The sequence below is a fragment of the Caballeronia arationis genome (genome assembly GCF_001544975.2).
Classification (GTDB): domain Bacteria; phylum Pseudomonadota; class Gammaproteobacteria; order Burkholderiales; family Burkholderiaceae; genus Caballeronia; species Caballeronia arationis.
The window spans coordinates 1-12,894 of record NZ_FCOG02000036.1 but is presented as its reverse complement, the minus strand read 5'-3'; the positions used below and the strand labels follow the sequence as shown (position 1 = coordinate 12,894).

The window sequence follows — 12,894 nt, the reverse complement described above, 5'->3', positions numbered from 1 at the left end:
GTCACGCAGGGTTGACGAAGTCCCCGGGACTCTGGTCGGTCGCGCGCCATTCCGGCTTGCGAACCGGATCGGCCTTCTGCAGCGCGGCACGCACGCCTTCGGCGTCGAAATCGCCGGTGTAGACGGGCGTCGCGGGCTGCTGGCGCCAGGAATCGTCGAGCGTGCCGGCGTCGACCGCATCGAATCCTACTTCGTCAACGAGCTTCGTCACCACTGCCTTCGCCTTCGCATCGTCGCCTGCCACCGGCAGCGCGATGCGCCCCGGCGTGCCGTGCGGCGTGCCCTTCCTGCGCAGGTGATCCGCGTAGATGTTGTTGAACGCCTTCACGACCGGCCGCTCGATTTGCCCCTCGACCCAGCGGCTTTCCGTCGATCCTTTTTCAATGCCCGCGATTCGCCCGTCCCGCTGACGCGGATAGTAGTTGCCGGTATCGATCACGACGGTGCTCGCCGGCACGCCCGCAAACAGGTCCTTCGGCAGGTTGGGCACCTTGGCTTCGGGGATCGTCACGACGATGACGTCCGCGTCCTTCACCACCTCCTTCACTTCGGCAGGCGTCGCGCCGGTTTCGCGCTCGACGTCGCCGAGCGTACGGGGCCCGCGCGAGTTGCCGATCTTCACCTGATGCCCGTGTTCGACGAAACGCAGCGCCAGCACCTGCCCGATATTGCCCGCTCCGATGATGCCGATTTTCATTGCGACTCTCCGTTGGATTGCCCGGTGTTACCGCGCGCGCAAGGCGCCGCGCCGGTCGTACCGATCTTACTGCCGGTGCGTTTTCCGAGCAGAACTCGCGCCCCGGTCGTCGCTAACGCCTTGATCCGGTGGAGAAAAAAAGGGCCATAGAGTGACCGTATCGCGATGATTAAATTAATCGATTTCTTAAAATCGATAGTCGAAATGCATACTAGGTCCACTTCTTCAACACACCACACGAGGACTTACCGAATGCCGATCATCAACAGCCAAGTCAAACCCTTCAAGGCAACCGCATATCACCACGGCGAGTTCGTGCCCGTCACCGAAGAAAACTTCAAGGGCAAGTGGTCCGTCGTCGTGTTCTATCCGGCCGACTTCACGTTCGTCTGCCCGACCGAACTCGGTGATCTGGCCGACCGTTACGCTGAATTCCAGAAGCTTGGCGTCGAGATCTACGGCGTGTCGACCGACACGCACTTCACCCACAAGGCATGGCACGACACGTCGGACACGATCGGCAAGATCAGGTATCCGATGATCGGCGACCCGACCCTCACCCTCTCGCGCAACTTCGACGTTCTGATCGAAGAAGAAGGAATGGCGCTGCGCGGAACGTTCGTGATCAACCCCGAAGGCGAGATCAAGCTGTGCGAAATCCATGACAACGGCATCGGCCGCGACGCTGGCGAACTGCTGCGCAAGGTGCAGGCAGCGCAATACATCGCAGCGCATCCGGGCGAAGTCTGCCCCGCGAAGTGGACGCCGGGCGCCGAAACGCTGACGCCGTCGCTCGACCTGATCGGCAAGATCTGAGCGTTAGCTTCAGGTAGTCATCGCACGACGCGGGCCGGCTTCGACGTGAGCCGGTCCGCTCATCACACGCCTTGTCAGGAACGCCATGCTCGACGCCAATCTCAAGACTCAGTTGAAAGCCTATCTGCAAAAGGTCAGCCGGCCGATCGAAATCGTCGCGTCACTCGACGATGGCGACAAGTCGCGCGAATTGCAGGTACTGCTCGAAGAAATCGCGACGCTGTCGGACCGTATCACGGTGATCGAAACGCATAGCGACGACGAGCGCAAACCGTCGTTTTCCATCAGCGAACCGGGAAGGACGCGGGCATCCGCTTCGCCGGCATTCCGATGGGCCATGAATTCACGTCGCTCGTGCTGGCTCTGCTGCAAGTCGGCGGCCACCCGGTCAAGCTCGACGATGCCGAGATCGAACAGATCCGCAATCTCGACGGCGACTACGAATTCGAAACCTACATCTCGCTCTCATGCCAGAACTGCCCGGAAGTCGTGCAGGCGCTGAACGTGATGAGCATCATCAATCCGCGCATCCGTCAGGTCACGATCGACGGCGCGCTCTTTCAGGGCGAAGTCGAAGCGCGCCAGATCATGGCCGTGCCGACCGTCTACATGAACGGCGAAGTGCTCGGCCAGGGTCGCACCGGCGTGAAGGAAATCCTCGCGAAACTCGACCGCAACGCAGGCGCACGTGCCGCGAAGGCACTCGAAACGAAGCCGGTGTTCGACGTGCTGATCGTCGGCGGCGGGCCCGCTGGCGCGGCCGCTGCGATCTACGCGGCGCGCAAGGGCATCGCGACGGGCGTCGTCGCGGAACGCTTCGGCGGACAGGTGCTCGACACGCTCGCGATCGAGAACTTCGTTTCCGTGCAGGAAACCGAAGGGCCGAAGTTCGCGACCGCGCTCGAACAGCACGTGAAAAGCTATGACGTCGACATCATGGACGTGCAGCGCGCCGACGCGCTGATCCCCGGCCGCATCAACGAAGTGCGCCTGGCGAATGGCGCCGTGCTGAAGGCGAAGACGATCGAGCTCGCGATTGGCGCGCGCTGGCGTGAGATCAACGTGCCGGGTGAGCGCGAATATCGCAATCATGGCGTCGCGTATTGTCCGCACTGCGATGGTACGCTCTTCAAGGGCAAGCGCGTCGCGGTGATCGGCGGCGGCAACTCGGGCGTCGAGGCCGCGATCGATCTGGCCGGCATCGTCAGCGCGGTGACACTGATCGAATTCGGCGCGGAACTGCGTGCGGACGCCGTGCTGCAGAAGAAGCTGAAGAGCCTTAGGAACGTGACGATCGTCACGGAGGCGCAGACCACCGAGATTACCGGCGACGGGAAGAAGGTGAACGGGCTCGTGTACAAGGATCTGCGTTCGGGCGAAACGAAACGCATCGACCTGGAAGGCGTGTTTGTGCAGATCGGTCTCGTGCCGAATACGGAATGGCTCAAGGGCACCGTGGAACTGTCGCGCCACGGGGAGATCGTCGTCGATGCGAAGGGCGCGACGTCGGTGCCCGGCGTGTTCGCTGCCGGCGACGTCACGACGGTGCCGTTCAAGCAGATCGTGATCGCGGTGGGCGAAGGCGCCAAGGCATCGCTCAGCGCGTTCGATCATCTGATCCGGCAGTCGGTGGACGAAGAGGAGCGGGTTGAGGAAGTGGTTGGTTGAAGGTTGAGCCGAGTTGTTGAACAAAGCCGCGAGCCTTGGGTTCGCGGCTTTGTTGTTTGCTCTTCACGAACGCACCCTTCTGATATTCAGTCTGGCGAAGTGCCCGGCGGAAGAGCGTCGAGCGGTTCCAGTGGAGTCACACGCAAGTGCTGCTTTAGCGAAGGGTTGTAGATCGCGAGAATCTCGAAGGCCGTCGTTCCCAAACGTCGCGCGATTTCGTCGTCGATCTGATGCTCCATGCTGGCGACGGGCCACTCCACCTTCAACGCATCCGCGATAAACCCGTCAATATCCGATCGGTTGAGCGCGCACACGACCAGTTTCTCTTCCTCCTCGTCGTAGGACACCACAAAGGAGCGAATTGGAAGCGTCGGTGGCATGGTCAGTATCCTCTGCACTGGTTGTATCGATTGAAGGCTTGCTGCTTGCAAGACACGTAGGTATAGGGATCGCGAGTCATGCGCGAGTACGCGTTGCATTCGATCAGATCAGCCTCATACTGCGAAAAACATTCGGCCTCCTGCGCCTCGCCGACTCCGCGCGCTGCTATACCGATAACATCGTCGGATACTGTACTCTCACCTAGCTCGAACGGCAGGGCATTGGAGAGTGGAGTTGGCGTTTCGCCTTCATCCGAATCACTGGCGCCATCCATATCGGCAGCCCGGTTCCAAGTCGACAAGTCAGGCAACCCGTATTTGCTGATCCAGCCTGCTCGAGCAAATGTCGGCAACGTCCCGAGCGGATCGGCCAGAACCGCCGCGTGCATGAACTTCTGATTGATGCTGTCGTTCATCGCCTGGATTTCGGCCCAAGGCGTCTCATTTGCCTGTAATTCTGCGATCTGCGCCTGGTACCTTTCCTGCACGCTCGCGTAGCGCGGCGGATCGAAATTTTCGACGCCCCAGAACGACACTGCGCCATTGCTCGCGTGCTTCCCAATGCCACCACTGCGTACCGGTTCCTCCGGAATCACCACGACGCTGCCGCTCTGCACCATGCCCATGAGCGTTCGCACGACTTGAAGGTCAGTGCCGCTCTTCGCGAACCGCTCATGCCAGTGGACTTTTCCGCCGAGGAAAGCGCGCACACGCTCGACCAGTTCGGCATCCTTGGCCCACACATCAGCAGAGGCCAATGAGGTGAATGTCCTGCCCGCTTCGACCGCTTCATTTCGCTTCTCTTCATCCTCAAGCGACATATATGGCTCGCCGCTTCGGTACAGCATGTAGCGATGCCACGCGTCCGATTTCAGTTCCGTCGCCATTCAACGTCCGTCCACTTCCGTCTTTTGATATCCAACGATACCGGATTACTAACAGTATCTTGAAGTCCGCTGGCGCGCCACTTCGAAAGAAAGACCTCATTCACGAAACGTTCGACGATCCGCACAAACGCCGGCCGCAATTCCCTTGCCCTCAAAGCCCCCCATTACGCGCCCTCCTTAAGAGGACTGTGCGTAAGCCCACAGCCATCTTAAATTTCACCCACGCGCTTCACGGTGCGTGCGGGTTCAAAAAAACGACGACAGGTCGCGTCAATCACCCCTCGTCATCGCACGCATCGCACCGTATCGCGCAATGTTCACACACAACCAAGGCCGGAACGGCGCGCCACATCGCGCCAGGAACCGGCATCCGTACGCTTTACGTCGATGCGCGCGGATATCCGGCAGCGGGATGTCTGCCGGCTATCACCGGGGCCGCCATCGGGAAAGCGCGATATCCAGCCGGGCGGGGTCACGGGCGAATGCCATCGGATGACCGCGCGCACACGAAGGAGCTTCACATGAACGCAAGACTGATGATCGCGGCAGCCGCCGCGCTGACATTCGCCACGATGAACGTGAGCTACGCACAGGAAGCACAGGACGACGCCATCGCCGCCGCTTTGCGGGAAGCCGCAGAAGCCGCGACGCCAGCCAGCGACGCCACTTCCTACGGCGGAATTCAACAGGGCGACGTCGTGTCGGCCGCACGCCGGCAGCAGACGTGCGGCGTCATCCCGCAATGCGACGTGCCCTTCGGACAATGAGCGGCGGTCACGCTTCGGGATTCAGCGTCACTTCCCAGAGCGACTTGCCGTCGAGATCGTGTAGCGACACGGTCATCGCGCGGCTTGCCGGATCGATCTTCGCCCGGCCGTAGTATTGCTGGCGCGCAGCCGGCGACTGGTTCTGCGGATTGTCCTTCGGAACGCTCACGTAGCGAAGCTCGGGGCCGAATGTCGTGTCGAGTTCGTTCGGGCCGAAGGTGCCCGCATTGATCGGCCCGCCGACGAATTCCCAGAACGGCTTGAACTCGGTGAACTTCGCCCGCGTCGGATCGTAGTGCGTCGCCTGCGCATAGTGCACGTCGGCCGTCACCCATACGACGTTCTCGATGTTCTCGCGCTTGATGAAGCGCAGGATCTCCGCGAGTTCCAGCTCGCGCCCCGACGGCGCGCCGTCGTCGGCGTTGGCCCACGCTTCGTAGGTGCCTTTCGGCACGTCGGGATTCGCGTCGGGCACGACGAGCGAGATCGGCATGTCGCTCGCGATCACCTTCCAGGTCGCCTTCGAACTTTTCAGCGATGCCTTGAGCCACGCGGCCTGCTGCGGCCCGAGAAACGCCGACTCGCTATCGAGCCGCGCCTGCCGGTTCGGCGAATTAGGTCCGCGATACGAACGCTCGTCGAGCATGAAGACATCGAGCAATGGCCCGAACTGGAAGCCGCGATACACCTGCTCGGGATCGAACTGGTTGATGCGAAACGGGTTGTATTCGAACATCGCCTGCTTCGCGCGCGCCGCGAGCAGCGACACCGCGCGCGTCGTGTAGCGCTGTTCCGCCGCGCCGATTCTCTGGCCCGGATACCAGTTGTTGCGCACTTCGTGATCGTCCCATTGCACGAGGAACGGCACCTCCGCCATGAAGCGGCGCTTGTTCACATCGAGCTGGTTGTACGCGAACGCGCCGCGATAGTCGTCGAGCGTCTGCGCGACGTGCGACTTCGCTTCCGTCACGAGATTGGTCCACATGGTGCCGTCTGGCAGCTTCACTTCGGCCTGGATCGGGCCGTCGGCGTAGATCTGGTCGCCGGAATGGATGAAGAAGTCGGGCGATTCGCGGCGCATCGCTTCATACACGCGATAACCGCCGAAGCGTTCGTTGATGCCCCAGCCCTGGCCCGCCTCGTCGCCGGAAAAGACGAAGGTGACCGGCTTGTCCGCGCTCAGCGCGGCGGTGCGCAGGCGGCCCGTCACCGGCTCGCTCAGCACCTTTTCGTCGGCGAGATCCTGAAAGCGCACGCGATAAAACAGATCGGCGCCCGGCGGAAGTCCTGTGAGGTCGAGTCGCGCGGTGAAATCGCTGCTTTCGAGCGCCGCCGGCCCGATGCGCCGCTCGAAGGTCTGGAAGCGCTCGCTCGTCGAATAATCGACGATCATCCGCGACGGCCGGTCCGTCCGGCTCCAGACGATGCCGCTCGTCGCGGTGACGTCGCCGCTCATCACGCCGCCCGGCAGTTGCGGGCGCAGCTTGTCGGCAGTCACGACCGCCGGCGCGACGCCCTGGGCCAGCACGTCGCCGATACGCGAGCCGGCGAGCGCGAGCCCCGCGCCGCCAGCAAGACTTTTGAGAAGAATTCGGCGCGACGGCCTCTCGACAAACTCTGACATGAAACGATTCCTCGGATGATGGGGGATGTCACGAGGCTGTCGATAGTAGAGGCAAACGATGTCGGTTTTGTTTCAGGCCGCGCGGCCGGATGGGTCGGGGGGATTCGCTTCGCCATCCACTTCGAGCGTCACCGGAAACACCACTTCGAACACGCTGCCGCTGCCCTTGAACGACTGGAAGTGCAACTCGCCCTTGAGCGCGCGCGACAGTTCCTTCACGATCGCGAGCCCGAGCCCGGTGCCGGGGATGTCGTCGGAGGCGGCGCGCTCGAATTCCTCGAACACGCGCTCCTGATCGTCCGCGCCGATGCCGACGCCCGTGTCCGCCACTCGCAGCTGCCACTGTCCTGCGGCGACTGCGGTCATCGTCAGCGAGACTTCACCGGACGACGTGTACTTGATCGCGTTCGACAGCAGGTTGTAGGCGACCTGCTTGAGCTTCAGCCGGTTCGACGTGATCACGGAAAGGCCCGGGTCGATATGCCCGGTGAGCTTGAGGCCCTTCGCCTCGGTCGAGCCCCGGCTCACCTGCATCAGTTCGTCGAAGAGGCCGGTCAGGTCGAACGGCTCGACGGTCAGGACCGCATCGTCGTTGAGCACCTTCGAATATTCGACCATTTCGTCGACGAGCATCGTCATGTCGGCGACCTGCCGGTTCGCGAGCGCAAGCGCCGCGTCCCTCTTGGCGGGCGCGCGGCCCGCGAGTTGCAGCGCGGTGGAGAACACGTTCAGGAAATTGCGCAGGTCGTGGGCGACGCGCCGCGTCACCTGCATGCGCGATTCGTAAAGGTCGCTGATGAGCCGCTGGCGCAGAGTCAGTTCGTGATTCGCGCGCTCGAGCATGCCGGTGTATTCGTCGATCTTGCGGTCGCGCTCGCCGACCGCCTCGCGGATCGAAGCCAGCGTGACGAAACTCACCACCTCGTCGGTCATCAGCCGCGCGCGTTCTTCGGCCTCGCGGGGGAACTCGGGATGCCCGCTGGCGTATTCGCCGATCGCCGCGAGCAGCACCTGACGAAAAAGGTCGAGCTCGCGCACCAGTTCGTCGATGCGGTAGCCCTGCTGCCAGCGCCACTGGCCGTGCTGCCGCGCATTGCGCTCGATCGCGCCTTCCTGGTCGCGCAGGTTGCGCCGTTCGAGCACGATGCAGATTTCTTCGAAGATGCTGGGCAGATGGTCCGCAAGCTGGCGATACGTGAGCTGATCCGAGTGTTCGACTTCCGTGTCGCCGAACACGAGCTTCATCCACCGTTCGGTGAGCGCCGTCTGCTGTGCGCGCAGCGTCGCGACAAGCCCTTTCAGTTCGCCGGCAGATGTGTCACTCATGGCCGCTTCCGCTCGCTATGGCGCCGCTGGCGCCTGTGTCCGTTCGTTGATTTTCGCGCAGTGCGTGCTGCCGCCGATTGCAACTGTCGGTAGCGGCATTTCGGTTCCCGACGCGTGTCGAAAGTATAGGCGCGTGCAGCGCACGATCGGCTTAAAGTCGACTAATCCGGGTTAAATAACTCCTTAATTGCCGGCAACCTGCCTGGGCGCGCGATTTTGCTCGCGAACCAGCTGCACGAACTGCTTCGCGGGCGGCGAGAGCACGCCGCCCTTGCGCGTCACGATCCCGAAAGTCTGCGACTTCGACCTGAGCCTCACCGGCAGGATGCGCAGCATGCCGTGGCGCGCGAAAAGTTCCGCGACGTCGGTCGGCAGGATGGAGACGAGATCCGTGCCCTCCTGCAGGAGCGCGACGGTGGCGAACGTGGAGGCCGTGGAAATGCGGCTGGCGGGCGCGGCCACGCCCGCCAGGTCCATCTCGCGCGCGAGCAGCGCGTTCATCGGCATCGAACCCGGATACGTGACCCAGCGATGCCCCGCCAGATCCGCCAGCGTCACGACGCCTTCCGCCAGCGGCGGATGATCGTACGCGACGACCACCGAAAGCGGTTCGTCGTCGAGCGCCTGATAGTGATACTTCGAAGGCTCCGCGGCCACGCTCGCGCGTCCGATCACGAGATCGAGGTGGCCGTCGTCGAGCAGCGTGAGCATGCGCACGCTCGTGTCTTCGACGATCTCGATCGACAGTTCGGGATGGCTCGCGTTGAGCGCGTTGACGATCGGCGCGACCACCTTCGGCACCGCGCCCATGATCGCGCCGACCGCGAGCCGCCCGCCCGTCCCCGAGCGGATCTGCGCGACCTCCTGGCAGAGCGACACGAGGTCGGTCGCGAGCACGCGCGCGTGGCGGATCACGCAGCGGCCGAACTGGTTCGGGATCAGGCCGGTCTTCGCGCGCTCGAAGAGCGGCGCCTCCAGCATCGATTCGAGTTCCGCGAGCGCCTTGCTGGCGGCGGACTGCGTCATCGCCATCGCGCCCGCGGCCTTGTGCAGGGACTTGTGGTCGTCGAGCGCGATGAGCAGTTGCAACTGCTTCATCCGCAGGCGCGACATGAGGACGTCGGGGGTGTTTTTCATGGAGCGTGGGTGAGTCGCAAAAGCGATCATCCGATGGAAAGGTTTCACTATACAGCGGTGCTTTTCGAGCCGTATAGTCGGCGCAGTCCAACAAACACAGGAGACAGTCTCATGGCACAGCAGCCCTATCGCGGCGTGTTCCCGGTCGCGCCGACCATCTTCGACGACGCCGGCCGCCTCGACCTCGAAGGCCAGAAGCGCGCGATCGATTTCATGATCGACGCCGGATCGAACGGCCTGTGCATTCTCGCGAACTTCTCGGAGCAGTTCGCGCTGACCGACGACGAGCGCAGCGCCGTCCAGAAGACGGTGCTGGAGCACGTCGCGGGCCGCGTGCCGGTGATCGTCACGACGACGCACTTCAGCACCCACATCTGCGCCGCGCGCAGCCGCGCCGCACAGGACGCGGGCGCCGCGATGGTGATGATCATGCCGCCGTACCATGGCGCGACGATCCGCGTCGGCGAGCGCGGCATCCGCGAGTTCTACGGCCAGGTGTCGGATGCGATCGACATCCCGATCATGATCCAGGACGCGCCCGTCGCCGGCACGCCGCTTTCGGCGCCGTTTCTCGCCAAGCTGGCGAAGGAAGTCGAGCACGTGTCGTATTTCAAGATCGAGACGGCGCAGGCGGCCTCGAAGCTGCGCGAACTGATCGAGCTGGGCGGCGACGCGATCGTCGGCCCCTGGGACGGCGAGGAAGCGATCACGCTGATCCCGGACTTCGACGCCGGCGCGACCGGCGCGATGACAGGCGGCGGCTATCCGGACGGCATCCGCAAGATCGTCGATGCGTATTTCGCCGGCGACACCGAAAAAGCCGCCGACCTCTATCAGCAATGGCTGCCGCTCATCAACTACGAAAATCGGCAGTGCGGGCTCGCCGCGTGCAAGACGCTGATGAAGGAAGGCGGCGTCATTGGCTCCGACGCGGTGCGCCATCCGTTCGCGCCGATGCATCCCGCCGTGCGCGAAGGCCTGCTGAAGGTCGCGCGCCGGCTCGATCCGCTGGTGCTGCGCTGGGGCAAGTAAGCGGCGCGCGGGAGGCGTAGAAGGCCCGGCTCAGGCCGACGCCGCGACGGGCGCGACGGCTTCTTCCATCCACGGAAGCGGCCGTCCGATATGAAAGCCCTGCGCGTAGTCGACGCCGATCTCGCCGAGCGTCCGGAGAATGCCGTCGCTCTCGACGTATTCGGCGATCGTCCGGCATTTCATCGAGTGGCCCATCTCGTTGATCGCGGCGACCATGTCGCGGCTGACGGAATCGTGCTGGATGTCCATCACGAAGCTGCCGTCGATCTTCAGATACTCGACCGGCAGGTGTTTCAGATAGCCGAACGACGACATGCCCGCGCCGAAGTCGTCGAGCGCGAAGCGGCAGCCGAGCGCATTCAGTTCGCGCATGAAGCGCGCCGCCGACGCGAGATTGGCGATCGCCGCCGTTTCCGTGATTTCGAAGCAGATCAGGCTCGGCGCCACGCCGCTCGACGCGAACTGCTCGCGCACGAAACCGAGAAAACGCTCGTCCCCGACCGACGCGCCCGACAGGTTGATCGAATATTCGTCGAAGTGCTTGCGTTCGGCGTTCGCGAGTACATCGAGCGCCGTGCGGACCACCCAGCGGTCGATCAGCGTCATGAGGCCGTAGCGCTCGGCGGCGGGCACGAAGAGATTCGGCGCGATCACGCCCGCGCCCGGCTCCTGCATGCGCAGCAGCAGTTCGGCACGACGCGGCTCCTGTATGCGCCCTTCGCCCACGGCCACGATCGGCTGAATGTAGAGGCAGAAATGCTCGTGCTCGAGCGCCTTCTTCAGCCGCCGTCCCCACGACACCTCGTTCGCGTGCCGGACGAGTTCGCGGTCGCGCAGGTCCGCCATCTGCACCCGGTCGCGGCCGCGCTCCTTTGCCATGTAGCACGAGATGTCGGCGAGGCGCAGCGCTTCCTCGACGCTCATGCGCGCCCCGCAGAGATCGACCACGCCCACGCTCACGCTAGTCGTCAGCAACTGCGCTTCCCAGTTGAACGCGAAGTCGTTGAGGCTCGCGCGCAGGCGTTCGGCGACCGCCTCCGTGCGCGCCGGATCGCTGCCCGCGAGCAGCACGGCGAATTCGTCGCCACCGAGCCGCGCGAGCGTATCCGCGCGGTTGATGGCGCGTTCGAAGCGCGCCGCGACTTCGCGCAGCATCGCATCGCCGGCAGCGTGGCCGCAGGTGTCGTTGACGGCCTTGAAGCGGTCGAGATCGAGGAAAAGCAGCGCCGACGCCCTCTGTTCCTCCTGCGCGCCGTCCGCGAGCGCGCCCGCGAGGCGCGCTTCGAATTCGGCGCGGTTCACGAGGCCCGTGAGCGCGTCGTGGGTCGCCGCCCACGCGAGGCTCTCGATGTATTCGTGCTCGCGCGTCATGTTGCGCAGGATCAGCACGAAGCCCATCTCGCTCGACCCGGCTGCGGCGGCGCCCGGCCGGCCCACCGCCGAGTCGCTGATGCGCGAGCTGACCGCCTGCACGAAGATTTCGTCGCCGTCGGGACAGCGCAGCACCCATTCGGCGTGCCGCCCGAAATGCGCCTGCGCGAGCGGATCGACCGGCTCGCGGCTCGCTTCGTGCAGCAGCAGAAAGCTCTCGACCAGTGGGCGACCGAGGCAATCCGCCGCGCGCACGCCGGCAATGCGCTCTGCCGCCGGATTGACGAACTCGACGATGCCCGTCGGCCCCGTCGCGATGACCGCCTCGCCGATCGAGCCGAGCGTCGCCTTCGCGCGCGCCTCACTCTGCGTGAGCGCGGCCTCGATGCGTCCGCGCTCGCCAATCAGCCGCCGCACGTGCACGGCACACAGCAGCACGAGCGTCAGCGTGGCGATCAGGTCCGCCGCCAGCAGGAGCGACGCGGTGCGCCTGAACGCCGTGCCGAGCACGACGGAAAAGCCGAGCGAGTCGGGCGCAATGTCGGCATTGATCTGGCGGATCTGCTGTTTGAGCGGATCGACGATCGCCGCATCGCGGGCGCCGTCCTTGAGCTGTGCATGCAGCGCGTGCGCCACGGTATCGAGCTGCTCCAGCCTGGCGTCGGCGCGCGTCCAGTGGCCGAGCGCTTCGTCGAAATAACTCACGCGGCGGAACATGCGAACCGCCCAGATCATGTCGTCGATGTCCGCCGGATAAATGCCGCCCGCGAGCAGCGCGCTGCGTGCCGTGGCGTCGTCCGGCGGATCGCGCTCGAGCGCCTCGCGCGCGCGCCGCAAATTCTGCGGGCCGGCAACGGCGGCACGATACTGGCGATATGCGGCGGGCTCGCCGGGTTCGGCGTAGAGATCGAGATAGAAGACTGCGTCCTTCTGGCTTTTCGACCAGGTGCTTTCGCCGCCGATATAGGCGCGCACCGAGGACATGATGTCGATGCTCAGCATGGCGAGCGCGACGAGAATCAGGATGACGGCCAGAAACGGCCAGATGACACCGATGAGTTGCGCGTTGCGGTCCCGCGACGGACTTCCCATGCACTCCCCCCGTTCTTCGCCTCAGGATTGCCCACATCTTCGGGATCTGACGCGAAAGAATTGCTTGTAAACGCGTAGCGTCAATGTTAACTTTCGT

Annotated in this window: 10 protein-coding genes and 1 pseudogene; 4 read left to right on the top strand and 7 right to left on the bottom strand. The window is 64.0% G+C overall.

Translation table 11 applies throughout. The features are described from left to right. Position 1: 1 nt before the first annotated feature. Positions 2-697: an NADPH-dependent F420 reductase gene (locus AWB81_RS21500; protein WP_062638578.1), complete on the bottom strand. Its 696-nt coding sequence runs from the start codon at positions 695-697 to the stop codon at positions 2-4. Between the two features lie 252 nt (positions 698-949). On the opposite strand from AWB81_RS21500, the gene ahpC reads away from it, so the two are divergent. Together ahpC and ahpF are read left to right on the top strand one after the other, a co-directional pair. Then, on the top strand, positions 950-1,513 hold the full coding sequence (ahpC, locus tag AWB81_RS21495) for an alkyl hydroperoxide reductase subunit C (protein ID WP_062638577.1): 564 nt from the start codon (positions 950-952) through the stop codon (positions 1,511-1,513). 85 nt (positions 1,514-1,598) lie between these two features. Next, positions 1,599-3,181: pseudogene (ahpF, locus tag AWB81_RS21490) on the top strand (alkyl hydroperoxide reductase subunit F). Positions 3,182-3,267: 86 nt separating this feature from the next. Here ahpF and AWB81_RS21485 read toward each other — a convergent pair. Beyond that, positions 3,268-3,561, bottom strand: coding sequence for a hypothetical protein (locus AWB81_RS21485; RefSeq protein WP_062638576.1), 294 nt, complete (start codon positions 3,559-3,561; stop codon positions 3,268-3,270). Between the two features lie 2 nt (positions 3,562-3,563). Then, on the bottom strand, positions 3,564-4,448 hold the full coding sequence (locus AWB81_RS21480) for a hypothetical protein (protein ID WP_062638575.1): 885 nt from the start codon (positions 4,446-4,448) through the stop codon (positions 3,564-3,566). A 521-nt stretch (positions 4,449-4,969) separates the two neighbouring features. Between AWB81_RS21480 and AWB81_RS21475 the strand changes: the two genes are divergently transcribed. Further along, a complete protein-coding gene (locus tag AWB81_RS21475; protein WP_062638574.1) occupies positions 4,970-5,215 on the top strand; it encodes a hypothetical protein in 246 nt (81 codons plus the stop codon). A gap of 7 nt (positions 5,216-5,222) precedes the next feature. Here the strand turns inward: AWB81_RS21475 and AWB81_RS21470 are convergent, their stop codons facing one another. The 3 genes from AWB81_RS21470 to AWB81_RS21460 all read right to left on the bottom strand — a co-directional run bounded on the left by AWB81_RS21470 (position 5,223) and on the right by AWB81_RS21460 (position 9,302). Continuing rightward, positions 5,223-6,839: an alkaline phosphatase D family protein gene (locus tag AWB81_RS21470; RefSeq protein WP_062638573.1), complete on the bottom strand. Its 1,617-nt coding sequence runs from the start codon at positions 6,837-6,839 to the stop codon at positions 5,223-5,225. 72 nt (positions 6,840-6,911) lie between these two features. Next, on the bottom strand, positions 6,912-8,165 hold the full coding sequence (locus AWB81_RS21465) for a sensor histidine kinase (protein WP_062638572.1): 1,254 nt from the start codon (positions 8,163-8,165) through the stop codon (positions 6,912-6,914). Between the two features lie 183 nt (positions 8,166-8,348). After that, the gene (locus AWB81_RS21460; protein WP_062638627.1) at positions 8,349-9,302 is read right to left on the bottom strand and encodes a LysR family transcriptional regulator; all 954 of its coding nucleotides are present in this window, start codon (positions 9,300-9,302) and stop codon (positions 8,349-8,351) included. 111 nt (positions 9,303-9,413) lie between these two features. Between AWB81_RS21460 and AWB81_RS21455 the strand changes: the two genes are divergently transcribed. After that, the gene (locus AWB81_RS21455; protein WP_062638571.1) at positions 9,414-10,334 is read left to right on the top strand and encodes a dihydrodipicolinate synthase family protein; all 921 of its coding nucleotides are present in this window, start codon (positions 9,414-9,416) and stop codon (positions 10,332-10,334) included. Between the two features lie 30 nt (positions 10,335-10,364). Here AWB81_RS21455 and AWB81_RS21450 read toward each other — a convergent pair whose 3' ends face one another. Continuing rightward, a complete protein-coding gene (locus AWB81_RS21450; protein ID WP_062638570.1) occupies positions 10,365-12,797 on the bottom strand; it encodes a putative bifunctional diguanylate cyclase/phosphodiesterase in 2,433 nt (810 codons plus the stop codon). Positions 12,798-12,894 lie beyond the last annotated feature (97 nt).